Source organism: Mangrovimonas futianensis (assembly GCF_021245805.1).
Taxonomy (GTDB): domain Bacteria; phylum Bacteroidota; class Bacteroidia; order Flavobacteriales; family Flavobacteriaceae; genus Mangrovimonas; species Mangrovimonas futianensis.
Map to the genome: position 1 here is coordinate 41,290 of NZ_JAJJNF010000005.1, position 22,998 is coordinate 64,287.

Sequence of the window (22,998 nt, forward strand, 5' to 3'; positions counted from 1 at the left end):
TCATGATTAACATTTTAACTAAAATATTACTGTATTTTGGTATCGGTTTGGCACCACTTTTTATCACAAGTCAAACCAATGAAATACAAATTAAATTCATTGGGAATTGTGGCTTGTACATGACTGATGGAACCACCCATTTGTATGTCGATTTTCCCTATAAATCGGGAGCTTATAATTATATGGAATACGAGAATGAGGAAATTGAGCAAATTAAGGAGGATGCCATTTTTTTATTTACCCATAAGCATGCAGATCATTATTCAAATAAACTATTAAAACCTTTTGAGGGTGAGAAATATGGCCCTTGGAATGTTGAAGAATTAGAAGAATTGGGATCGAAAACTTTAGATTTTCAAATTGAACCTTTTAGAACAGAACACAAGGTTTATGGCATATCTTTTAAACATTATTCCTATGTGATTACGTGGCATGGAAAACGAATTTTCCTCTCTGGTGATACTGGGGATGTTGAGGTAATTAAAAGCTTGAAAGAATTGGATTTGGCATTTATGAACCCATGGATGTTTATGAATTTGCAAAATGAGAGAATTCCTGTAGAAACCAAAATGTTTGGTATTTACCACCTATATCCCAATGAAAAACTTCCTGAGAAAGTACCTTCCAATATTATTTTTTTAAAAGAGCAGGGGAGGAAAATAAGTATATCTTATGAGTAATTATAATTTCAAGCACTAATTATGAATTGGGTTTTACTCATTATTGCCGGACTATTTGAAGTAGCCTTTGCTGCCTGTTTAGGGAAAGCCAAGGAGTCAACAGGAAGCGAAGCCACGTATTGGTATTTGGGGTTCTTAATTTGTTTAGCCATAAGTATGTTGCTATTAGTGAAGGTGTCTAAAGAATTACCCATAGGAACTGCTTATGCGGTTTGGACAGGAATAGGAGCTGTGGGAACTGTGCTTGTAGGTATTTTTGTGTTTAAGGAGCCAGCGACGTTCTGGAGGCTCTTTTTTATTTCTACGTTAATTATATCGATTGTTGGACTCAAGTGGGTTTCCCATTGATTAAAATCGAGACATCCAGCGTTTGGCTTCACTAAGTTTTCTTCGGGATATGGGGATTTCAGTCTTGTTTTTCAGAATAAATGCGTTATTCTGAATGGAGTCAATATGGCGTTTATTTACTAAAAATGATCGGTGACATCTAAAGAAACCTTTGTCCACTAAGATTTCATCAAAATAAGCCAGAGTTTTTGAAGATAGTTCTTTAGATCCATTATCAAGATGGATGTAACTGTAGTTTCGATCACTTTCAATTTTTACTATATGCTTTAAGGGGAGTTTTAAATAACCGTTTTGGGTTTGCAATAGTAAGTTCTGTTCGTCAAAAGTACTGGAATGGATGTTTTTTAACGCATTTTTTATTTGTTCTTGGCTATTGGTAAATGAGGTTGTTGTAAAACGATTAATAGCTTCTTTCAGTTCATTTTCATTAATAGGTTTTGTCAAATAATCCAAAGCATTAAAACGAAATGCCTTAATGGCATATTGGCTGTGTGCCGTAGTGAAAATGGTTTTGAAAGTAATATCCTCTATTTGTTCTAGCATTTCAAAACCGGTCATATCAGGTAGTTCTATGTCTAGGAACACGAGATTGGGTCTCAAGAGATTAATTAATTTCAAAGCTTCTTTCCCAGAATGGGCAGTACCTAATAGTGTTATATTGTAGGTGTATTGCTGTAACATATCCTGCAATACGGTAGCCATAAAGGCATTGTCCTCCACTATTAATGCTTTTGTTGGATTCATAGAGTGAAATATACAGATTATTTGAATACCGTTTGATAATTGCTGTGGCCACTTGATAATTGTTGTAAACCTTAAATGGCAATGCTTTACTAGATTAGAAGAGAAAATTATTTTTGCTATGTTCTATTCGCAGGGTGTTAAACCATTTTTCTTTTTATTCCTCATTACGTCTTTTGCGTTTGGCCAAGGGATGGATAAGGATTCCTTGTACCATGTATGGATGGACAGAAAGGCCAACGACCTAGAAAGGCTCAACGCTTATTACAACTACTATTATTCAGAAGAAGGAGGAGTTATAAATCATTCTAGAAATTTTGTTGCAGAAGTAGATGAAGCCATAGAACTGACCAAGAAATATAACAAACCTGAGTACTTGGGTATACTCTATCTTGTTGCTGGCCATAATATGGAAGATAGAGAAAATGATGAAAAGGTTTGTGAATATTTCCATTTAGGATTGACACAGTTGTTAGAACAAAAAGAAGATAAGTTTGTGCTTCCACATTTGCCAAGAATGCTCAGGATGAAATGCGCTAAGTATGATGAAAAGCATGTTGAAAACATCTTAAAGGTTCTGGAAAACAGACTGGAAGATAAAAATAGAGCAATGTTTAATTATATTTCCGCCTCTCTTCAACTTTTCTCTAATCCAGGAAAAAACAAAGAAATAGCTTGTGAATTTTATAGGAAAGGCTTGGAAGCTGCTTCGCAACAAAAACAGTTCGGACTTTTCTTTTTTGGTATAGAAAGAGCAAAACGGGCAAAATGTGATTTCGTTGCTCCAGAAAATATTGATAGAGTTATTGAGGAGTTTATTAAGACTAATGAAAGCAGTCTTAATATTAATGAAAATCATAAGAATTATTTATCGTTCTATTCAGAATTAAACGATTATTATTCAGATACTGATCAATATCCAGAAGCTTTGTGGGCCGGAAAAAAAGTGATTCAATATGCTGGAAAATATAAAGAGTTTAAAAGAGTTTATGCATTTAATTTAAATAGAGTAGGGAGAATCCATTCGGATATTGGAAATTATGAAGAGTCTGAAAAATACTTATTAGCAGCCTTAAAAATAGCCAAAGAACGTGAAAGTTTGACCAGTATAGGAGGAACTTATCTGGATTTAACCAATCTATACATAAATGAAAAAGAGATAGATAAAGCCAGTAAATATCTAGATTCGTCACTTACTGCAATGAAAGACAAAACTGAGTGTGTTCCCTGTTACGCTTTAGCTCGTAGAACAAGAGCTAGCTTTAATAATCTTTCTGGCAAGTATCAGGAAGGATTAGATGAGCTACTGGAGTTAAATGACTTTTACAAAGATAGGCTCAATCATCTTAATTCTTTTCAATTTTATGTTACTTTAAGTGAAACCTATTTAGGGTTGAAGCAATATGACAAGGCAATTTCTACAGCCAATTTTGCCGGTGGTTTAAAAATAAAAAACTTGAGTGCTGGTTCAGATTTATATGAAGTACTATATAAAGCTTATGAAGCCAAAGGAAACTATGCCAATGCATTAAAAAACCACAAGCAATATGTCAAGTTAGAGGATTCTTTAGTGGGTTTACGTAATAGAGAGGCTACGACCAAACTAGAGTTGGAAAGTCAGTTTGCACAGGAACGTTTGACAGATAGTTTGTACGTAGCCCAACAAAAGCGTGAAACCGAACTAGCCTTTCAAAATCAGCTAAGCAAGCAAAGATCAACAAAGAATCTTTTAATAGTATTGGGGATAGGTTTAACACTTTTTATTATTGGATTGTATTATCGTTTAAAATTTATACGAAGAACCGAGGCAGAGCTCAAACAAAAAAATGAAATCATTGAAGCCGAAAAGGAAAAAGCACAAGCTAGCGAACGTGCCAAACATCAATTTTTGGCCAATATGAGTCACGAGATTCGCACGCCCATGAATGCCATTAAAGGGATGACCGATATTCTCTTACGACGCAGACCTAGAAAAGATCAAACCGAGTATTTAGATGGTATCAAACAGTCTTCAGATTCATTGTTGGTTATTGTAAATGATATTTTGGACATCTCAAAAATTGAAGCGGGCAAGATTGAATTGGAAAGCGAACCGTTCTCAATAAATGACGTGGTAAACAATGTACAGACCATTATGCAGTTCAAAGCAGAAGAAAAAGGCTTGCAGTTGAAAACCATTTTGCCTCAGCAAGAAATAATGGTTAAAGGTGATGACACACGATTAAAACAAATTCTCATTAATCTGATAGGGAATGCCATTAAGTTTACCGAAAAGGGCATGGTCACCGCAACGGTTACTTCCAAAGAAGAAAACGACACGTTGAATTTACAATTCACTGTTTCTGACACAGGCATTGGTATTGACCAAGACCGAATCGAAAAAATATTTAAATCCTTTGAGCAAGCTTATAGTGATACCTCACGAAAGTTTGGTGGTACGGGCTTAGGCTTGAGCATTTCCAAAAAGTTGGTTGAACTCCATAAAGGTAAAATTTGGGTTGAGAGCAACAAAGGCAAAGGGAGTGCTTTCCATTTTACCATTCCGTATGAGGTTGCTGAAGTTGTTTCGGTCCAAAAAGAACCTGTAACTACTTCAGATAACAAGATTTCAGAAGCACTAAAAGGCACCAAGGTATTGTTGGTAGAGGACAATCAATTCAATGCCGTAGTGGCCGGGGAAGAACTAGAAGACGCCATAGAACATGTGACCGTTGATCTTGCCGAAAACGGTGCCATTGCCGTGGAAAAAGTAAAATTGAGCCATTATGACGTGATCTTGATGGATGTACAAATGCCAGTTATGAATGGTTATGAAGCTACCCAAGCTATTAGACAGTTTGATAACAACAAGTCAAAAATCCCCATTATAGCCATGACGGCCAATGTACTCAAAGAAGAAGTAGATAAATGTTTTGAGATGGGAATGGACGATTTTATAGGGAAACCATTCGATACAAAAGAATTAATTGAGAAAATTTATAAACTCACAAAACTTAATGGTCATGAATAATTTAAATCCAACAGTATGCATTGTAGATGACGAACCCTTATTGACAGAAATGTTGACCGATTACCTAAAAGGGCAATATGCAGGTTTTAACATAAAGACATTTCCAACAGGGGAAGCTTGTTTGAAGCATCTGCACGAAAATCCAGATGTCATCATTTTGGATTATTACTTGAATTCCAAAGAAAAAGAGGCCGCAAATGGAATTGATATCTTGAAGGAAATCAAAAAACAGAACAGGCATTTACCTGTTATCATGTTGTCCAGTCAAAAAAGCTACGGAACAGCTTCACAGACCATTATGTATGGTGCGATTCATTATGTGATTAAAGGTCAGGATGCTTTTGAGGAAATTTATGAACTTATCAAAGCCAATGTGTAATGGTTGATTTAAGTTTTTTAGAAAAATTCACAAAGGGAGATTCCAAGAAAATGCGACGTTATATAAGTCTGTATCTGGAGATAGCCCCCCAAACTTTGGCACAGATGAAAACCGATTTAGAAGCAGAAGCTTGGGAACAATTACGAATCAACGCCCATTCCTTAAAACCGCAAACCGATTATGTTGGGGTTAATGATTTGAAAGACGTTTTGATTGCTATTGAAAATGCAGTAAAATCTGAAGCATATGGAAATTTGAAAGAACTCTATAATAGGGCTATTGCACTTCATTTAGCTTCTGAAAAAAAGTTGAAGGAATATTTAAAAATATGGAACTAACTACTCATTGTTAATTATTCATTGACTTTAACCACTCCTCACGCAAGTCATGACTCAATTTTCCAGTACCATCATGTTTCCATCCAGGTGGTTTGGTTACATAATTCCAACGGTCTTTTAAGGTTTTCTTTCCCGTAAAAACATCTTTAAACATATAAGCCCATTCTAAAAATGCAATTTTAATAGGATTGAAGGTGTTGAGGTTTTTAACCAGTCCGTATTTAACCTTTTCGGTTTCCAATTCGGGTTGGAACGTACCAAAAAGTTTGTCCCAAATAATTAAAATACCAGCGTGGTTTCTATCCAAATAAATAGGATTACTTCCGTGATGTACACGATGATGGGAAGGCGTATTAAAAATGGCTTCAAACCATTTAGGTAGTTTATCAATGGCTTCCGTATGAATCCAAAATTGATAAAGCAGACTAATGGACATCTGTAGCATGATCATGGCTGGGTGGAAACCTACTAAGGGTAGCCAAAGCCAAAAAATAAAGGAATAGAAACTTCCAGACCACGTTTGTCTAAGAGCCGTACTTAAATTGTAATGTTGCGACGAATGGTGAACTACGTGCGAAGCCCAAAATAAGCGACATTCGTGTGAAATACGATGAAACCAATAGTAGGATAGATCATCAGCAAAAAATAACAAGACAAAGCTCCACCAAGTAACGGGAATAGTAAAAAATCTAAGATGTTCGTAAACCAGAAAAAGGCATCCTAAAACGATGGCTTTACTCAAAAAGCCTAAAAAGACATTGCCCAAACCCATAGCAATAGATGCAAAGGCATCTTTAACTTCATAGCCCTTGGTTTCCTTAAATTTTGAGCGTGTTGTTACAAACAATTCCACCAACATAGCCAAAATAAAAAATGGAATGGCGAATAAAATAATATTTGGAAAATCTGGCATATATCTTTTAAAAAATCTCTCTAAAATAACCATTTTTTATCAGTAATTTTGAGATGTAATGACAGCAGAGTACAAACAACACCAACTTCAGTTTAAAAAACCTAGCGGTACATCAAGAGGCATATTAAAAACCAAAGAAACGTGGTTTATCATTTTAGAACAGAATGGTAAAAGGGGAATAGGAGAATGTGGTATTTTAAGAGGACTAAGTGCCGATGACAGACCTGATTATGAGCATCAATTAAAATGGACATGCCACAACATTTCATTAGGGTTATCCGCACTATACAAGGCTAATAAAGAATTCCCCAGTATTCAGTTTGGATTGGAAATGGCCTTTAAATCTCTAGAAAGTCAAACACCATTTGAACTGTTTCCTTCTGCATTTACAAAAGGAGAGGAATCTATCGCTATCAATGGTCTTATTTGGATGGGCAATGAAGATTTTATGAAAGAGCAGATTGAATCTAAACTGTCCACTGGCTTCAATTGTATCAAAATGAAAATTGGTGCGATTGATTTTGAGACCGAATTCAAGTTGTTAAAGTCGATAAGAAAAACCTTTTCTAAAGAAGAAATAGAAATAAGAGTGGATGCCAATGGTGCTTTTCCTCCTTCAGAAGCCTTGGATAAATTAAAAAAATTGGCTGAATTGGATTTGCATTCCATTGAGCAACCCATAAAACAAGGTCAATTTCAAGAAATGGCACAACTTTGTGAGCTGACGCCTTTGCCTATAGCCTTAGATGAAGAATTAATTGGTGTTTTTGATGTAACAAGTAAGCAGGAATTGCTACAAACCATCAAGCCACAATACATTATTTTAAAACCTAGTTTTGTGGGAGGATGGGAAGGAAGCCAAGAATGGATTAATTTGGCAGAAAGAGAGAATATAGGTTGGTGGATTACTAGTGCATTGGAAAGTAATGTGGGTCTTAACGCTATTGCGCAATGGACTTACACACTAAATAATAAGATGCCACAGGGGTTAGGGACTGGTGGTCTATTTACTAATAATTTTGACAGCCCTCTAACGGTAAGTAATGGTACGTTACAGTACCAAAATAATTTAAATTGGAAATTTAACTTGTAGTTTATGTATATAACCCAAGCGTTTAATGTGCTGCATGATTGGTGGCGCTATTTGATAGGTCTTTTAGTTGTTATTTTTGCGGTAATTATTGGTCAAATACCCTTCACGGTAGCCGTATTTTTTAAGGCCTTTGAAAGCGGCGAGAATATATTTGGTATGGATGAAACCCAAATGATGGGCATGTTGGAATCCAACCTTAATTTATTTCTCATGTTATTATCTTTTGCAGCAGGTTTGGTTGGCGTCTTTTTCGTGGTCAGGACTTTACATAAACAAACAGTTACTTCCTTAACAACAGCACGAAAAAAAATAGATTGGGGGCGTATTTTATTTGCCTTTTTGCTTTGGGGCATTTTGAGTTCTTCCTTTGTTGTAGCAGATTATTATATGAACCCTGAAAATTACCAATGGAATTTTAAAATGATCCCATTTTTAATCCTCTTGTTGATTTCTGTGGTGTTTATCCCCTTACAAACCAGTTTTGAAGAGTATTTGTTCCGAGGCTATTTGATGCAGGGAATAGGTGTTATATCAAAAACTAGATGGTTGCCTTTAGCAATTACTTCACTTATTTTCGGTTTGTTACATATTGCAAATCCCGAAGTAGAAAAAATGGGCTACATCATTATGATTTATTACATAGGAACGGGACTTTTTCTTGGAATTATGACCCTTATGGATGATGGTATGGAATTGGCTTTGGGTTTCCATGCGGCCAATAATTTGTTTACTGCTTTGTTGGTTACCGCAGATTGGACAGCGTTTCAAACACACTCCATTTTAAAGGATATTTCCGATCCGACTGCTGCTGGTTTTTTTGACGTTTTTTTACCCGTTTTTGTTTTATTCCCAATCTTATTATTCATATTTTCGAAGAAATATCGATGGACCAATTGGAAGGACAAGCTTTTTGGTCATGTAGAAGAACCTATTAAAGAAGATTATAAAATTTTAGACTGATGATTCCAAAGTTCGATAAAATCCATAACCGTTTCAAACTCAACGAGTATCATTTTGCTCAAGATGATTTAAAGGAAGTTGCTTATAGCTACATAAAAGAAGGTTTACCCTATGAGAAGAAGGTGGGTGATTTTATTAATAACTGGATGGATGACAGTCCGCTTATTACCATTCAATCTTCTGGTTCTACAGGTGCTCCAAAAGAATTTCATGTAGAAAAACAGGCCATGGTTAATTCGGCGATTTCTACCGGTGATTTTTTCAAATTAAAACCAGGTGATAGCGCCTTACATTGTTTACCTATTAATTTTATTGCAGGGGAAATGATGTTGGTTAGAGGTCTTATTTTGGGCTTGGAATTGGATGTTGTTGAACCAAAATCCAAAATAGTTTTAACCAAAGACTATGACTTTGCTGCCATGACACCCATGCAATTGGAAAATAGCTTGGACACCATTGAACATGTCAAAATTTTAATCGTTGGAGGAGCTCCCATTTCAAAAGAATTGGTAGCCAAAATCCAACACATTTCTACACGTGTTTATATGACTTATGGTATGGCCGAAACTTTAAGCCATATTGGCTTGAAAAAATTAAATCATACCACAAAAAAGAACGCTCCATACAGAACACTTCCTAAAATTACGGTTTCCAAGGATGACAGGGGATGTTTGGTCATCAATGCCCCTAGATTATCTCAGGAACCTATAGTGACCAACGATTTGGTTGAGATTTATTCTGAAACCGAATTTGATTGGTTAGGAAGAGTTGATAATGTTATTAATTCAGGTGGGATAAAATTACTTCCAGAGTTGATGGAAGCCAAGATTCAGGACCAAATGGATAGACGTTTCTTTTTTGCCTCCCAACCAGATCCTACATTAGGAGAGAAGGTTATTTTGGTGGTTGAAGGAGATTCCAATGTGGTAGAGCCGAAAGTTTTTGAAGCTTTGGATACCTATGAGAAGCCCAAAGCCATTTACAATATACCTCAATTTGAAGAAACTTCCTCTGGAAAAGTAAGAAGAGAAGAAACTCTTACAAAACTTTTGAAAATGTAAGAATTTCTTGTAGTTTTAGTAGGTAAACTTCTGAAACTATGAGAAATCAGTTAATCTTTGTTCTTCTTCTAGGGGGTATCCAATTATTTTCACAAAATGTACCGACTAGGAATCTTTATGGTACTGTATATGATGAGGCCATAAAACCATTTTATGGTGTTGAGGTCACTCGTAAAGGATATTCTGAAAGGACTAATACAGATAGAGGAGGTAATTTTACATTTCGGGTAAAGTCTAGTGATACTTTAGATTTCAAGAAGGATGGTTACTTACCTAAACGTACCATTGTAGGAAATACGACATTACAGGTTGTTTACATGAGGCGGGAACCAATGTTTGAAGATCTGAGGCGATCTAAACCTGTAGATGGTGCTTTGGGAATGAAAAAAGATCCGAATTCCATCGTTTATGCCTACCAAACGGTAAATTCTGATGATTTGAATATAGGAAGAAGTTCCAATGCTCTTGAAGCTTTGGATAGTAAAGTGAGCGGATTAATTTTAGTCGATAAACGCCTTCCTCCAAATGCTACTCCAGCTGATAGGGCTGAGAAAACTAAAGAAATACAGTTGCGAGGTATTCGATTTTTACAAACTACTAATTCAGCACTTGTAGTTGTGGATGGGATCCCGTCCACTTATCAATATTTTGTAAATCTCGATCCTACAAACATCGAGTCGGTTACCATTTTAAAGGGTGCCAATGCAGCTGTTTTATATGGGTCGCAAGCGGGCAATGGGGTGGTAATGGTAAAAACGAAGAAATCTGTTCAAACTGGTCGTAAGGAAAATTATGTTCCCAATTATTCTACCGAAACCTTTTATTTCAAAACACCTAAAGTTGATTTAAAGGAAAAGGCTCCTGATTTTTTAGGCAAACTTGAAAAGGCAGCGAGTATGGATGAAGCTTCAACCATTTATACCAATTATAACCCGAAAAAGAATGAAATTACCTCATATTATGTAGAGGGCTATAAATTTTTCTCATCCCAAGGACAGGAGGATAAAGCTGCTTCTATCTTAAAGCAGCTGTTGGACAGCTCATTTACAAACCATTTCACCTTAAGGGCTATGGCTTACCAATTGGAGAGCGAAGGCCGATTGGAACAGGCCAATCTGTTTTACAATAAAATATTTTCCCTTCAGCCTCAAGATGCTAGGTCTTATCGCGAACTGGCTTTATCCAATTACGAAGTGGGCCAGTTTGAAAATGCCTATAATTTCTTTAATAAATTATATAATGAGGATCTCATGGAAAAACTAGAGGTTCTCAATTATCTAAAAATACAGGAGGTAAGTTATAACGATGTGGGTAAGGTTTTGATGGAGCTTGAGGATTATTCCGACAAAAATTTAAAAATTCAATACAAGTTGCGAATATTGGTAGATTCCAATCGGGATGATGTGGATATCAATTTGAAATTGATTGATCCCAATAGGGAAATAAGCAGTAATGACCATATGAAGACCGAAATGGGAGGTAATTTTTTTAGCATGTACGGTTTAGTTGAATATACCAATGCTACGGCTCAGATGGGATCCTATTTTCTTATGGCAGACTATCAAAATAGGTCGGATAAACCTGTTTATATAAAGCTTACCGTATTTAAGAATTATGGAAAGCCAGAAGAAACTCAGGAGATCAAAGTGATAAGGCTCTTGCCAAAAAAGAAAGAACAAATTCTCTCCAAGATCGAATTTTAAGCGTTGACTAGTTCATGCTGATGCTTCCCTAAGCCAAAGGTATAGTTGCCTAAATATCATTGTTTTGATTGGTTTGTAGGATTTAGTTTTATGCTAAATCAATAAACACACTAATCATGAAAGCAATTTTAAACACCTTATTTGTTTGCTTAGTTAGCTTACAAATAGCGGCTCAGGAAATGACCGTTTCAGGAATGATAGCAGACGAAAATGGTTTACCATTACCCGGAGTCAACATTGTAATTAAAGGAACCCAAGAAGGCACCCAAACAGATTTTGATGGAAAATATACCATTAAAGCTCAGGTTGGCGATGTTTTGGTTTATACCTATGTAGGTTATGTGACTACTGAAAAAAAAGTTGAAAGGCAGACAGGCTTCAGTTTTGCCATGGAGCCTGATGTTCAAAGCATAGATGAAGTTGTAATATCCGTTCTTGGTACCAAGAGAAGTCTTAATCAAATTACAACATCTAGCCAAGTGATAAAGGCAGAAGAACTAAGTCAGGCACAAAACCCAAATTTAGTCAATAGCCTATCTGGAAAGGTTTCTGGTCTACAAATTAATAATGGAAATCCTAATAGAAAGCAGAATACCCGTATTGTTTTAAGGGGAAACCGCTCAGTAAATAGAAATAGCAATACTTTAATTGTTATTGACGGGGTTATTTCCTCAGAGAAGGAATTATCCAAAATAAACCAGAAGAACATCAAAAATGTAGAGATTTTAAAAGGAGCCAATGGAGCTGCATTATATGGGGCTCAAGGAGGTAACGGCGTCTTGGTAGTTCAAACAAAAAGTCAGGGCAAATCCAAAAAAATTAAAGAAGCTCCCTTATATATTGTAGATGGAATGCCCATCCCTCAAAATAATAATTCATTGGTTGAATCCATTGCAACGGACAGTATTCACTCAAAGGTTGTTTATGACAAAGCGGAGGCCAAAAAGAAATTCGGGAGAATAGCTAAAAATGGTTGTATTGTAATCACAACACAAGGTGGGAATTTTAGAATTTCTGATAACGAAAGTTATGCGACGATCCAAGAAAACAATTTTGAGAATGTTCATTCCTCACCTTTGTCTACATTTTCTATAGATGTAGATAAGGCAGCATATAGCAACATTAGGCGAATGATTAATAGTGGTTATGTTGTTGAACCTAATGCCGTCAAAATTGAAGAAATGGTGAATTATTTTTCTTATGATTATCCGCAACCAACGGGAGAGCACCCCTTTTCCATTAATACAGAGGTGGTGGAAACACCGTGGAATAAAGACTCCAAATTGATACGTATTGGTTTGCAGGGTAAAACCATTGAAAATAAGAATTTACCACCATCCAATTTAACCTTCTTGATAGATGTCTCTGGCTCTATGGACTCAGAAAATAAACTCCCGCTTTTAAAGCAAGCATTTAAACTTTTGGTCAATCAATTACGAGAGAAGGATAAGGTGTCTATAGTGGTTTATGCAGGGGCTGCTGGAATGGTTTTAGAGCCTACTTCAGGAAAGTTTAAGTCTAAAATAATCAATGCTTTGGACCGATTGGAAGCAGGTGGATCTACGGCGGGTGGTGCCGGGATTACTTTAGCTTATGAATTGGCCCAAAAGCATTTTATAAAAGGAGGGAATAACCGTGTGATTTTGGCCACTGATGGAGATTTTAATGTCGGAGCTTCAAGTGATAATGATATGAAGCAACTGATAGAAGAAAAAAGAAAATCTGGTGTGTTTTTATCGGTACTTGGGTTTGGATATGGTAATTACAAGGATTCTAAGCTTGAAACTTTGGCAGATAAAGGAAATGGCAATCATGCCTATATAGATAACATGCAAGAAGCTCAAAAGGTATTTGGGAAAGAGTTTGGAGGCACCCTTTTCACCATCGCCAAGGATGTAAAGATTCAAATAGAGTTCAACCCAGCTAAAATACAAGCCTATAGATTAATAGGATATGAAAACAGAATGTTGGCAGATGAAGACTTTATTGATGACACAAAAGATGCGGGAGAATTAGGCAGTGGTCACACGGTTACCGCCTTGTATGAGGTAATTCCCGTGGGTGTCAGCAGTAAATATTTAAGAGAAACACCAGATTTGAAATATACAAAACCAACAAATGTCAACGCTTCGAATGAATTATTTACCGTAAAATTTAGATACAAAAAGCCTGATGAAAACTCCAGTACTGAGATGGTACATGTACAACGGGATGAGTTGAATACTCCAAGTGTTGATATGAAGTTTAGTGCAGCCGTAGCCTTGGCTGGTATGCAGTTACGACATTCTAAATATACCAATGATACCAGCTTAGAAGATGTTGTTGCTTTGGCCAAAGCGGGCAGAGGAGCAGATAGAGATGGGTATCGCGCAGAATTTATCCGACTGATTCAAACCTATCAAGGAATTTAAAATAAAAGCGACCAATTGGTCGCTTTTTTTACTGTTGCATTTTAAAGTAATAGTCAGCAGAATGTTTTCCCGAGCCATAAAAAATGAAGAAAATACATACCATCAGTGTGGCTGTGGCGACAACAAGGTTGCCTACATGCATTTCTCCTACAAAATTGATCATTATAGCTCCAATCAAAATTGGTAATTGGGCAATTATGGCCCAACGCGTCAATAGACCAAAAGCTATCAACATACCTCCAATAAAATGTGCAGGAGCCACATAATGAACAGTAATCATACCTCCCGCTAAATTTTGAATAGGAGTAAAGAGATCCATTAATATTTGGGTGTTACTCATGAAGTGTATTCCTTTAATAAAAAGAAAGACACCTAGAGCCACCCGTACGGCATCTAATGGGTAATACGTATGCGCATTAGCCCACTTGTTAAGTGTTTTAATTGTTCCCATCGCTATTAATTTGTTGATTGTTAATGCTTAAGGTACGAAAAAACACGATTATTCTAAACTTGTAACACCCCTAAATTAAATTGTTTCTCAATAGGAGCATGATTGGCGGCCTCTATTCCCATTGAAATCCATTTTCTGGTGTCCAAAGGATCAATGACGGCATCGGTCCACAATCTAGCTGCGGCATAGTAAGGAGACACTTGATTGTCGTATCTTGCCTTGATTTGATTAAATAATTTTTCTTCTTTCTCTTTGGTAATCTTTTCTCCCTGTTTTTCTAAGGATGCCTTTTCAATTTGAAGTAAAACTTTAGCTGCCGAATTACCACTCATTACAGCAAGCTCAGCACTAGGCCAGGCTACAATCAATCTAGGGTCATAGGCTTTACCGCACATGGCATAGTTTCCTGCTCCGTAGCTATTTCCTATGACGATGGTGAATTTAGGAACAACGGAGTTACTAACTGCATTCACCATTTTTGCTCCATCCTTAATGATGCCACTGTGTTCACTTTTACTCCCTACCATAAAGCCCGTCACATCCTGTAAAAATACCAAGGGTATTTTCTTTTGGTTACAATTTGCTATAAATCGGGTCGCTTTATCGGCAGAATCATTGTAGATCACGCCACCAAACTGCATTTCACTTGGTTTGGTTTTAGATTTTGTCGTTTTTACTAACGTCCGTTGATTGGCAACAATACCAACAGACCAACCGTCAATCCTTGCATAACCCGTGATAATGGTTTTGCCATAACCTGCCTTGTATTCTTCAAATTCTGAACCATCTACCAAGCGTTTGATAATTTCATACATATCGTATTGATCGGCTCTACTCTTAGGTAAAATACCATAAATATCACTTGGATTTTCTTTAGGTTTTATGGCATCTTTTCTGTTGAATCCTGCTTTGTCAAAATCTCCTATTTTATCTACAATATTTTTAATAGTATCCAAAGCATCTTTATCGTCCTTGGCCTTATAATCGGTAACGCCACTCACCTCACAATGTGTAGTGGCACCTCCTAAGGTTTCATTATCAATAGATTCACCTATGGCAGCTTTTACCAAATAACTTCCTGCCAAAAAGATGCTTCCCGTTTTATCAACGATTAAAGCTTCATCACTCATGATAGGAAGGTAAGCCCCACCGGCAACACAACTGCCCATGACAGCAGCAATTTGTGTGATCCCCATACTGCTCATCACGGCATTGTTTCTAAAAATGCGTCCAAAATGCTCTTTATCTGGAAAAATTTCGTCTTGCATGGGTAAATAAACCCCGGCAGAATCTACTAAATAAATGATTGGTAGTTTATTTTCTATGGCAATCTCTTGAGCTCTCAGGTTTTTTTTACCTGTGATAGGGAACCAGGCTCCTGCTTTTACAGTGGCATCGTTAGCGACTACAATGCATTGTTTCCCTTGGATGTAGCCTATTTTTACGATAACACCTCCAGAAGGGCAGCCACCATGATCGGCATACATTCCATCCCCTGCAAAAGCACCAATTTCTATATTTTTGGAGTCTTTATCCAGCAAGTAATCGATACGTTCCCTTGCAGTTAATTTGCCCTGAGAATGCTGTTTTTCAATCCGACTTTTTCCACCACCCATTTTCACTTGGGCCAATTTGCTTTTTAAATCGGAAACTAAAAGTTTATTAAAATCTTCGTTCTTATTGAAGTTAATATCCATGTTTGTAAAGTTTGTGTGTGCTAAAATACAAAACTTGTTAGGACTCAAATCGCTCTATGCATAAAAATGAGGATGTGAATCTTTAATTTATTTTCCTTGGAAAATAAATATTATTGTCATATATTTGCCATGGAAAATAAATTGAAAAGGATATGAAAAAAATAATAGCATTTGGAGCCAGTATTGGGAAAGCATCTATCAACAAGCAATTAGCAAGTTATGTTGGAGGGTTAATGGAAGGGGTAGACTATGAGGTTTTGGATTTAAATGATTTTCCGCTACCCATTTATAGTGTCGATTTGGAAGCGGAAATGGGAGGGCAACCAGCCAATGCTCATTCATTTTTTAAAAAATTACAAGAAGCAGACGGTATAGTGATTTCTTTAGCAGAGCATAATGGCGCTTATTCTGCTGGGTTTAAGAATTTGATGGACTGGGTTTCTAGGATAAAGGGAGAGTTTTTTGAAGGTAAACCAGTATTTTTGATGGCTACGGCTCCTGGACCTCGTGGTGGAAAATCGGTTTTAAATATTGCAGAAAATAGGTTTCCTTTTCATGCCGCCGACATTACAGGTACTTTTTCAATGCCCATGTTTTATGACAATTTTGTAGATGGAGATATTGTTAATGAAGATTTAAAGTTGGAACTCAATCGTTACTTAGATATCTTCCAGTCAGCCGTTGTAACTGAAGCGCAATTAGTATAAATTTTAAATTATGGGTGATATTTCAAAAGATGTAAATTCTAAATTCAAAGACCAGCGTACCAAGGCTTTGATAAATATTCTATACACGGCGGGCTGGATTACAGCCAAACAAAATACTTTTTTTGGAACGTTTGGATTATCACCGCAGCAATACAATATTTTAAGAATTTTAAAGGGAGCCAAAGGCCCTTTAAGGGCTCAAGTTGTTAAAGAGCGTATGATAGAACGTTCTCCCAATGCAACTCGTTTGATGGATAAACTATGCGCTAAAGGCTTAGTAGAGCGTTTTGATTGTAAAGAAGACAGAAGGGTAGTTCATGTGGTAATTACCAATAAAGGTTTGGAGCTTTTGGATGAGATTTCAGACGACTTTAATGACGAATGGCTTAAAAATATTTCAGAAGAAGAAGCAACACAATTAAGTGATTTGCTCGATAAACTAAGATGAAGAAAGGAGATTAAAAAATGAAAACAATAGTACATAAAGCAGAATCCAGAGGGTTTGCAAACCATGGTTGGTTGCAAGCGAATCATTCCTTTAGCTTTGCGAGATGGTTTGATCCTGAGAGGATTCATTTTGGCGCCTTACGTGTTTTGAATGATGACATAGTGGCTCCTGATATGGGATTTGGAACCCATCCTCATGATAACATGGAAATTATAACGATTCCTTTGAAGGGGGTGTTGAAGCATAGGGACAACATGCATGAAAAATGGCAGCCAGTAGTTCCAGGTGAAGTACAAGTAATGTCAGCTGGAACAGGTGTTCAACATTCCGAAATAAATGGAACCAGCGATGAATACCTTAATTTGTTTCAGATTTGGATTATTCCAGATACCCAAGGGGTTTCGCCTAGGTATGATCAAAAGACATTTTCTGATGAAGACAGAAAAAATGAATTGCAAGTGCTTGTCAGTGGTATGAATTCTGGATATGATGGCAGTTTGAAAATTCACCAAGATGCCAAAATTTCTAGAATAGATTTAGATACTGATAAAGAGTTCACATATAAAGTTTCTAGTGAAAACCATGGTGTCTATATGATGGTGATTGATGGTGATATTGCTATTGAAAGTCAAGAATTAAAGACTCGAGATGCCATAGGTATTTCAGAAACTAATGATTTTTCTCTAAAAGCAATAACTGAAAGTCAGTTGCTATTTATTGAAGTGCCCATGATTGTGTTATAAATAAGCTTTGGAACTTCAAAGAAAGCATCACGTAAGTGGTGCTTTTTTTTATTTTAAAAAACACGATATTTGTATTTTAAAATTAAAAACAAATTAAAGATGGCAATGAACAAAAATACTGTGTTGGCCTGGGCGACATGGATCATGATATTAGTAGGATTGAGTTTAATAGCGTTGGGAGCTTTTAGATATGATGATGTAGCTGGTTGGGGCTTTGCTTCAGTGGGTATCGGATTTTTTGCCATAGCATGGGTTTTTAATGCTTTGAAAGGAAGGGTATAGCTAAAGCTTATCTTCAAATTTATTTTACTTAAAACAATTACAATTTATGAGCGACGATAAAAAAGTCATTTTTTCAATGGCCGGTGTTACTAAAACATACCAAAGTGCCAATACACCAGTTCTAAAAAATATCTATTTAAGCTTCTTTTATGGGGCCAAGATTGGTATCCTAGGATTGAATGGTTCTGGTAAATCGACCCTTTTAAAAATTATTGCAGGAGTTGATAAGAATTACCAAGGAGATGTAGTTTTTTCTCCGGGTTATTCGGTTGGCTATTTGGAGCAGGAACCTCAATTGGATGAGAATAAAACGGTTTTAGAGGTAGTCAAGGAAGGCGCTTCGGAAACAGTGGCCATTTTAGAGGAGTACAATAAAATCAACGATATGTTTGGATTGGAAGAAGTCTATAGTGACCCAGACAAAATGGAAAAGTTGATGAATCGTCAAGCAGAACTTCAGGATAAAATTGATGCCTCCAATGCTTGGGAACTAGATACCAAACTAGAGATAGCCATGGATGCTCTTAGAACGCCAGACGCTGATAAAAAAATTGGAGTTCTATCAGGAGGAGAAAGACGTCGTGTTGCATTATGTCGCTTGCTTTTGCAAGAACCAGATGTGTTGTTGCTTGATGAGCCTACCAACCACTTGGATGCGGAATCTGTTCATTGGTTAGAACATCACTTAGCACAGTATAAAGGAACTGTGATTGCCGTGACTCACGACCGTTATTTCTTGGATAATGTCGCTGGGTGGATATTGGAATTGGACCGAGGAGAAGGTATTCCTTGGAAAGGGAATTATTCTTCTTGGTTGGATCAAAAATCAAAGCGATTGGCTCAAGAACAAAAACAAGCGAGTAAGCGTCAGAAAACGTTGGAGCGCGAGTTGGAGTGGGTTAAGATGGCTCCTAAAGGTCGTCAAGCTAAACAGAAGGCCCGTTTGAACAATTATGACAAACTTATGAGTCAAGACCAAAAACAATTGGATGAGAAATTGGAAATATATATTCCTAATGGTCCAAGACTTGGTACTAATGTAATTGAAGCCAAGGGTGTGAGTAAGGCTTATGATGATAAATTGTTATATGAAGATTTAAATTTTAAATTACCACAAGCAGGTATTGTGGGAGTGATTGGTCCCAATGGAGCTGGAAAAACGACTATTTTCAGAATGATAATGGGCGAAGAAACACCAGACAAAGGAACATTTGAAGTCGGGGATACGGCAAAAATTGCCTATGTAGATCAAAGCCATTCCAATATTGATCCGAACAAAACCATTTGGCAAAATTTTAGTGATGAGCAAGAGTTGGTCATGATGGGGGGCAGACAAGTCAACTCCAGAGCTTATCTAAGTCGTTTCAATTTCTCGGGTAGTGAACAAAATAAAAAAGTGAATTTACTTTCTGGAGGGGAAAGAAACAGATTGCATTTGGCAATGACCTTGAAGGAAGAAGGTAACGTATTGTTATTGGATGAGCCTACCAACGATTTGGATGTGAATACACTTAGAGCTTTAGAAGAAGGTTTGGAAAACTTTGCAGGATGTGCTGTAGTCATATCCCACGACCGTTGGTTTTTAGACAGGATATGTACACATATCTTGGCGTTTGAAGGAGACAGTCAAGTGTATTTCTTTGAAGGTAGTTTTAGTGACTATGAAGAAAATAAAAAGAAACGTCTAGGAGGTGATTTGATGCCCAAAAGGATTAAGTATAAAAAACTTATTAGATAGTAATTTGTAAGCCTGCTTTTAGCAGGCTTTTTTATATCCTTCAGTTTTCTTATTTGGTTAGGAACCTTAATCATTTATATGATTTAAATCATGATAAATGGCATAATGCAATTGTAAATTTGTTATAGTAAGAGGCTAAACAACTATCAGGATCTCCATAATTTAAATTCATTCCTATGAAAACACAAATTATAACACCGTTACTTTTGCTAGTCACAACTTTGTTTTTTGCTCAATCTGGTCATATCATGCAAGGTGTAGGAGCAGTTAATATGTCTATGGGAGGGGCAGCAACTGGTCAGCCATTAGATATTTCTGGCGCTTTACAGTGGAACCCCGCTGCTATTTCACAATTTGATCATAACACTTTGAAGTTAGATGTGGGACTCTTTTTTTCATCACCAAAACTTTATTCGACGGTACCAGAATTTGGTCAAGACGGTCAACCAACCGGCAATTTTTTTAGTGGTAGTACAGCAGATGATAGAGGTTCTTCTGTTATGCCTAACCTAGCTTATATTTGGAGTAAAGAAGGCAGTAAACACACCTTTGGTTTTTCTGCGTTTGGAATAAGTGGCTTTGGAGTCACCTTTCCAGAAAGTATGACCAATCCGGTTAATATGCCACAGTCAATGGGAGGATTTGGACGTATTGAATCTGACTATATGCTATTGCAAATAGGTCTCTCTTGGGCTTACGAACTTTCAGAAAAATTTTCCATTGGGGTACAGCCAAATTTTGATTTTGCTACCCTTGAACTTATGCCGAATCCCACGATGTACCCAAATTCATCAGGTTATCCAAGTACAGATAAAGCATCTGCTCTAGGTTTTGGAGCTCAATTTGGAGTGTTCTACAAGTCAGAATTTGGATTTAAAGCTGGGGTTTCCTATAAAACAAAACAATCTTTCGCTGATTTTGAATTTGATAATACGTATCCAAATGGTGAAACTGCTAAAAACAATTTCCAAATGGACTATCCAGCAATTTTCTCTATTGGGGTGGGGTATTCGTTATCCAATTTTGATTTTGCCTTAGATTATCGTTTTGTTGATTATGAGAATACAGAAGGTTTCGCCAATACGGGGTGGACAGAAAATGCAGCGGTTGCGGGATTTGGCTGGAATAATATATCCATAGTTTCAGCTGGAATACAATTTAGGGGTATTAATAAGTTACCTTTACGATTGGGATATACTTATAATTCAAATCCAATCCCAAGCGAAGTTACTTTCTATAATATCCCAGCCACAGCTGTTATTAAGAATGCCTATCAATTTGGTTTAAGTTATTTGGTTAATAAAAACTGGCAATTGGATGGAGTTTTCCACTACGGTGATAGTTCTGGAAAGACATCGGGTTCATTGCTAAATCCTATGTTTGCCGATGCATATCCACCATATGGGGCAATTCCTTATAGTGAGGTCTCATACGATATGACAACTTCCATGATTATGTTGGGAATAAGCTATAAATTTAATAGCGGGCAAGAGAAGAGTAAGTAAGCGAAATTATTAGGTATTACAACCTTTTGAGTCTTGAAAAGCAGAGACTGTCATTTACAAGAAAGAAGGATTGCTGTTATATAAAAAAGGGCTGTTATTAAAACAGCCCTTTTCATTTTTTGGTTAGTATTGGTAAGTAAGTTAGTTTAAAAAGTCTTTCTTATTTCAGCAACCCTTTAATAGATTGTCTATTTGCTTGCTTAAATGAAACTTCAGTATTTAAAGTTGCAGATGGTCTTCCAGAGTTATCAAATACACCGATTAAAGTTCCATCAAAATCTAATCCGATAGCGCTTCCATCAATTGAAGATGCATAAATGAAATCAGTAGTTGTGGATTCTAATGTAATATCAGAACCAAAAGAGATGTTACCATCATCATTGGCTCCTCCTTCTGAAAGAATTTCAGTTCCACTAAGAGTCATAGCATACAATTCAATATAAGTATTAGCTGTAGTGTTAGGTAAAACGATACCACCTTCAGAATCTAATTCAGTTGCGAAGTCAATTTCTATATAGTTTTGAGCTGTTTCAATGTTTTCTACAGTACCAGAAAATCCAACCATTGACCAATAAGCATGAGTTGCAGCTCCAGTCTCACCTGGGTCATAACCACCCCAAAATACTAAAGCAGTATTATCAATAAGGTAATTAACGCCATTGTAAAAAACAGAATTTGGTTCAGCCGTAACAGGATCGTTTACAGTTAAAGAAATGGTGTTACTAGTTAAATCACCATTTGTAGCGGTCACGTTGTAAGTTCCAGCTTCAGTTGCTGTAAAAGTATTGCTTGTGGTAGCTTCCATTTGATTGATTTGAAATGAAGAAGTGGTTGTTACGTTTTCATCCAAATCATTCATAACAGTGAAAGTGAAAGTGTCACCTAAATCAACAGTTGTTACATCTGATGCTAAAGTAATAGAAGTAGCTACTGGTGTTTCTGTGTTACCGTCTCCATTTCCATTTCCTCCATTGTCTGAGGTACTGTCATCATCACTACTACATGACACAAAAGCAAGTCCGCTAAATAAAAGAGTGCTTAATAAAAATAATCTTTTCATAAATTTAATATTCTTGGTTTACAATTAATCAGTGCCAAAAATAGGTTTATCAAGAAAAGAACCAAATAAGCTGAATGTTAAAAGTGTTATTCTTAATGAAATGAAGTTTGTTTAAAAAATTAAGCATTTATTTATGTATTCTATTTAGATAAAATATATAATATTATTAATGCTTTACTGAAACAGCTAAAAAACAACCAAAAACCCTATTTATAATCAAAATAAATTATTGCAAAATCTTACGATTTTAATTAAAATACTGATAATAAGATGGATTTTGTAATGCTTTTGTGGTTAAAGCGAATTTAAGGTTTCAATTTGATATATTAGCTTTTTGGGATTAGCTCCATATTTTCCAAAAAAAAAGCCTTTAAGAAATTAAAGGCTTTGTAATTTTTTGAATAACAACTATTTGTATAATTTATGATAATTACTCATAAAGATGGCCATCTGTAAAATCTTTATAGGTTTTGTTATCCTCTGTAGAGCTCAATTGACTTTTATTTGCCAAACGCTCATTTTCCTTTTTTAACTTATAAGATTTTCTAATCCCAAGAATCAAAAGAATTAAAAAGAAAACAACACTAATTGAAAGCAACATCACAATACTGCTCTGTTCAATTAGAAAAACCGGTGGAGGAATAGAGTTTAAAGTCATTTACGTAGGTTTTAATAGATTGGGTTAATAGCTCGGTCAAAGATAATATTTTTTATTTAGTAAACAATTAAA

22 protein-coding genes are annotated in these 22,998 nt (G+C 36.1%); 16 read left to right on the top strand and 6 right to left on the bottom strand.

The features are described from left to right. Positions 1 to 2: 2 nt before the first annotated feature. Both LOK78_RS09190 and LOK78_RS09195 read left to right on the top strand, forming a co-directional pair. Positions 3 to 680, top strand: coding sequence for an MBL fold metallo-hydrolase (locus LOK78_RS09190; protein ID WP_232634689.1), 678 nt, complete (start codon positions 3 to 5; stop codon positions 678 to 680). 21 nt (positions 681 to 701) lie between these two features. Further along, the gene (locus LOK78_RS09195) at positions 702 to 1,028 is read left to right on the top strand and encodes a DMT family transporter (RefSeq protein WP_232634690.1); all 327 of its coding nucleotides are present in this window, start codon (positions 702 to 704) and stop codon (positions 1,026 to 1,028) included. Here the strand turns inward: LOK78_RS09195 and LOK78_RS09200 are convergent, their stop codons facing one another. Then, a complete protein-coding gene (locus tag LOK78_RS09200) occupies positions 1,029 to 1,772 on the bottom strand; it encodes a LytR/AlgR family response regulator transcription factor (RefSeq protein WP_232634691.1) in 744 nt (247 codons plus the stop codon). 118 nt (positions 1,773 to 1,890) lie between these two features. Here LOK78_RS09200 and LOK78_RS09205 point away from each other — a divergent pair, with 118 nt between their 5' ends. Genes LOK78_RS09205 through LOK78_RS09215 form a run of 3 tightly spaced genes read left to right on the top strand, consistent with a single transcriptional unit; the run spans position 1,891 to position 5,496 of the window. Beyond that, positions 1,891 to 4,779: a tetratricopeptide repeat-containing hybrid sensor histidine kinase/response regulator gene (locus LOK78_RS09205; protein WP_232634692.1), complete on the top strand. Its 2,889-nt coding sequence runs from the start codon at positions 1,891 to 1,893 to the stop codon at positions 4,777 to 4,779. After that, complete coding sequence (locus tag LOK78_RS09210) at positions 4,772 to 5,158, top strand: response regulator (RefSeq protein ID WP_232634693.1); 387 nt, start codon at positions 4,772 to 4,774, stop codon at positions 5,156 to 5,158. Before LOK78_RS09205 ends, LOK78_RS09210 begins: the two co-directional genes overlap by 8 nt. Positions 5,159 to 5,208: 50 nt before the next feature. Then, a complete protein-coding gene (locus LOK78_RS09215) occupies positions 5,209 to 5,496 on the top strand; it encodes an Hpt domain-containing protein (RefSeq protein ID WP_255673743.1) in 288 nt (95 codons plus the stop codon). A 10-nt stretch (positions 5,497 to 5,506) separates the two neighbouring features. On the opposite strand, the gene LOK78_RS09220 is transcribed toward LOK78_RS09215, so the two are convergent. Beyond that, entirely contained in the window at positions 5,507 to 6,409 is a 903-nt protein-coding gene (locus tag LOK78_RS09220; protein ID WP_232634695.1) for a sterol desaturase family protein, read from the bottom strand. A 58-nt stretch (positions 6,410 to 6,467) separates the two neighbouring features. On the opposite strand from LOK78_RS09220, the gene LOK78_RS09225 reads away from it, so the two are divergent. From LOK78_RS09225 to LOK78_RS09245, 5 genes are all read left to right on the top strand, one after another. Beyond that, positions 6,468 to 7,502, top strand: a complete 1,035-nt coding sequence (locus tag LOK78_RS09225; RefSeq protein WP_232634696.1) for an o-succinylbenzoate synthase — start codon at positions 6,468 to 6,470, stop codon at positions 7,500 to 7,502. A 3-nt stretch (positions 7,503 to 7,505) separates the two neighbouring features. Continuing rightward, a complete protein-coding gene (locus LOK78_RS09230; protein WP_232634697.1) occupies positions 7,506 to 8,462 on the top strand; it encodes a CPBP family intramembrane glutamic endopeptidase in 957 nt (318 codons plus the stop codon). Continuing rightward, positions 8,462 to 9,523, top strand: coding sequence for an AMP-binding protein (locus LOK78_RS09235; protein ID WP_232634698.1), 1,062 nt, complete (start codon positions 8,462 to 8,464; stop codon positions 9,521 to 9,523). The genes LOK78_RS09230 and LOK78_RS09235 overlap by 1 nt, the downstream gene beginning before the upstream one ends. 38 nt (positions 9,524 to 9,561) lie before the next feature. Further along, on the top strand, positions 9,562 to 11,226 hold the full coding sequence (locus tag LOK78_RS09240) for a DUF2135 domain-containing protein (RefSeq protein WP_232634699.1): 1,665 nt from the start codon (positions 9,562 to 9,564) through the stop codon (positions 11,224 to 11,226). Between the two features lie 116 nt (positions 11,227 to 11,342). Continuing rightward, positions 11,343 to 13,637, top strand: coding sequence for a VWA domain-containing protein (locus LOK78_RS09245; protein ID WP_232634700.1), 2,295 nt, complete (start codon positions 11,343 to 11,345; stop codon positions 13,635 to 13,637). A gap of 28 nt (positions 13,638 to 13,665) precedes the next feature. Here the strand turns inward: LOK78_RS09245 and LOK78_RS09250 are convergent, their stop codons facing one another. Then, on the bottom strand, positions 13,666 to 14,088 hold the full coding sequence (locus tag LOK78_RS09250; RefSeq protein ID WP_232634701.1) for a DoxX family protein: 423 nt from the start codon (positions 14,086 to 14,088) through the stop codon (positions 13,666 to 13,668). Positions 14,089 to 14,141: 53 nt separating this feature from the next. Continuing rightward, positions 14,142 to 15,785 (bottom strand): acyl-CoA carboxylase subunit beta, encoded by a 1,644-nt coding sequence (locus tag LOK78_RS09255; protein ID WP_232634702.1) that lies wholly within the window; start codon positions 15,783 to 15,785, stop codon positions 14,142 to 14,144. 152 nt (positions 15,786 to 15,937) lie between these two features. On the opposite strand from LOK78_RS09255, the gene LOK78_RS09260 reads away from it, so the two are divergent. The 6 genes from LOK78_RS09260 to LOK78_RS09285 all read left to right on the top strand — a co-directional run bounded on the left by LOK78_RS09260 (position 15,938) and on the right by LOK78_RS09285 (position 21,208). After that, positions 15,938 to 16,492, top strand: coding sequence for an NADPH-dependent FMN reductase (locus tag LOK78_RS09260; protein ID WP_232634703.1), 555 nt, complete (start codon positions 15,938 to 15,940; stop codon positions 16,490 to 16,492). A gap of 10 nt (positions 16,493 to 16,502) precedes the next feature. Beyond that, positions 16,503 to 16,940 carry a MarR family winged helix-turn-helix transcriptional regulator gene (locus LOK78_RS09265; RefSeq protein WP_232634704.1) on the top strand — a complete coding sequence of 146 codons (438 nt, stop codon included), beginning with the start codon at positions 16,503 to 16,505 and terminating at the stop codon, positions 16,938 to 16,940. Positions 16,941 to 16,957: 17 nt separating this feature from the next. Then, positions 16,958 to 17,683: a pirin family protein gene (locus LOK78_RS09270; protein ID WP_232394577.1), complete on the top strand. Its 726-nt coding sequence runs from the start codon at positions 16,958 to 16,960 to the stop codon at positions 17,681 to 17,683. A gap of 99 nt (positions 17,684 to 17,782) precedes the next feature. Next, the gene (locus LOK78_RS09275; protein WP_053972647.1) at positions 17,783 to 17,965 is read left to right on the top strand and encodes a CAL67264 family membrane protein; all 183 of its coding nucleotides are present in this window, start codon (positions 17,783 to 17,785) and stop codon (positions 17,963 to 17,965) included. A gap of 46 nt (positions 17,966 to 18,011) precedes the next feature. Beyond that, positions 18,012 to 19,703, top strand: a complete 1,692-nt coding sequence (gene ettA / locus LOK78_RS09280) for an energy-dependent translational throttle protein EttA (protein ID WP_232394578.1) — start codon at positions 18,012 to 18,014, stop codon at positions 19,701 to 19,703. Between the two features lie 176 nt (positions 19,704 to 19,879). Continuing rightward, positions 19,880 to 21,208 carry an OmpP1/FadL family transporter gene (locus LOK78_RS09285; RefSeq protein WP_232634705.1) on the top strand — a complete coding sequence of 443 codons (1,329 nt, stop codon included), beginning with the start codon at positions 19,880 to 19,882 and terminating at the stop codon, positions 21,206 to 21,208. 160 nt (positions 21,209 to 21,368) lie between these two features. Here LOK78_RS09285 and LOK78_RS09290 read toward each other — a convergent pair whose 3' ends face one another. Together LOK78_RS09290 and LOK78_RS09295 are read right to left on the bottom strand one after the other, a co-directional pair. After that, complete coding sequence (locus tag LOK78_RS09290; RefSeq protein ID WP_232634706.1) at positions 21,369 to 22,268, bottom strand: hypothetical protein; 900 nt, start codon at positions 22,266 to 22,268, stop codon at positions 21,369 to 21,371. 430 nt (positions 22,269 to 22,698) lie between these two features. Continuing rightward, a complete protein-coding gene (locus LOK78_RS09295; protein WP_053972651.1) occupies positions 22,699 to 22,926 on the bottom strand; it encodes an OadG family protein in 228 nt (75 codons plus the stop codon). Between the last annotated feature and the right edge of the window lie 72 nt (positions 22,927 to 22,998).

What these genes read in the sequence shown, in the direction of transcription:
- LOK78_RS09190 (WP_232634689.1), top strand. Translation starts at nt 3, where the DNA reads ATGATTAACATTTTAACTAAAATATTACTGTATTTTGGTATCGGTTTG.
- LOK78_RS09195 (WP_232634690.1), top strand. Translation starts at nt 702, where the DNA reads ATGAATTGGGTTTTACTCATTATTGCCGGACTATTTGAAGTAGCCTTT.
- LOK78_RS09200 (WP_232634691.1), bottom strand. Translation starts at nt 1,772, where the DNA reads ATGAATCCAACAAAAGCATTAATAGTGGAGGACAATGCCTTTATGGCT.
- LOK78_RS09205 (WP_232634692.1), top strand. Translation starts at nt 1,891, where the DNA reads ATGTTCTATTCGCAGGGTGTTAAACCATTTTTCTTTTTATTCCTCATT.
- LOK78_RS09210 (WP_232634693.1), top strand. Translation starts at nt 4,772, where the DNA reads ATGAATAATTTAAATCCAACAGTATGCATTGTAGATGACGAACCCTTA.
- LOK78_RS09215 (WP_255673743.1), top strand. Translation starts at nt 5,209, where the DNA reads ATGCGACGTTATATAAGTCTGTATCTGGAGATAGCCCCCCAAACTTTG.
- LOK78_RS09220 (WP_232634695.1), bottom strand. Translation starts at nt 6,409, where the DNA reads ATGCCAGATTTTCCAAATATTATTTTATTCGCCATTCCATTTTTTATT.
- LOK78_RS09225 (WP_232634696.1), top strand. Translation starts at nt 6,468, where the DNA reads ATGACAGCAGAGTACAAACAACACCAACTTCAGTTTAAAAAACCTAGC.
- LOK78_RS09230 (WP_232634697.1), top strand. Translation starts at nt 7,506, where the DNA reads ATGTATATAACCCAAGCGTTTAATGTGCTGCATGATTGGTGGCGCTAT.
- LOK78_RS09235 (WP_232634698.1), top strand. Translation starts at nt 8,462, where the DNA reads ATGATTCCAAAGTTCGATAAAATCCATAACCGTTTCAAACTCAACGAG.
- LOK78_RS09240 (WP_232634699.1), top strand. Translation starts at nt 9,562, where the DNA reads ATGAGAAATCAGTTAATCTTTGTTCTTCTTCTAGGGGGTATCCAATTA.
- LOK78_RS09245 (WP_232634700.1), top strand. Translation starts at nt 11,343, where the DNA reads ATGAAAGCAATTTTAAACACCTTATTTGTTTGCTTAGTTAGCTTACAA.
- LOK78_RS09250 (WP_232634701.1), bottom strand. Translation starts at nt 14,088, where the DNA reads ATGGGAACAATTAAAACACTTAACAAGTGGGCTAATGCGCATACGTAT.
- LOK78_RS09255 (WP_232634702.1), bottom strand. Translation starts at nt 15,785, where the DNA reads ATGGATATTAACTTCAATAAGAACGAAGATTTTAATAAACTTTTAGTT.
- LOK78_RS09260 (WP_232634703.1), top strand. Translation starts at nt 15,938, where the DNA reads ATGAAAAAAATAATAGCATTTGGAGCCAGTATTGGGAAAGCATCTATC.
- LOK78_RS09265 (WP_232634704.1), top strand. Translation starts at nt 16,503, where the DNA reads ATGGGTGATATTTCAAAAGATGTAAATTCTAAATTCAAAGACCAGCGT.
- LOK78_RS09270 (WP_232394577.1), top strand. Translation starts at nt 16,958, where the DNA reads ATGAAAACAATAGTACATAAAGCAGAATCCAGAGGGTTTGCAAACCAT.
- LOK78_RS09275 (WP_053972647.1), top strand. Translation starts at nt 17,783, where the DNA reads ATGGCAATGAACAAAAATACTGTGTTGGCCTGGGCGACATGGATCATG.
- ettA (WP_232394578.1), top strand. Translation starts at nt 18,012, where the DNA reads ATGAGCGACGATAAAAAAGTCATTTTTTCAATGGCCGGTGTTACTAAA.
- LOK78_RS09285 (WP_232634705.1), top strand. Translation starts at nt 19,880, where the DNA reads ATGAAAACACAAATTATAACACCGTTACTTTTGCTAGTCACAACTTTG.
- LOK78_RS09290 (WP_232634706.1), bottom strand. Translation starts at nt 22,268, where the DNA reads ATGAAAAGATTATTTTTATTAAGCACTCTTTTATTTAGCGGACTTGCT.
- LOK78_RS09295 (WP_053972651.1), bottom strand. Translation starts at nt 22,926, where the DNA reads ATGACTTTAAACTCTATTCCTCCACCGGTTTTTCTAATTGAACAGAGC.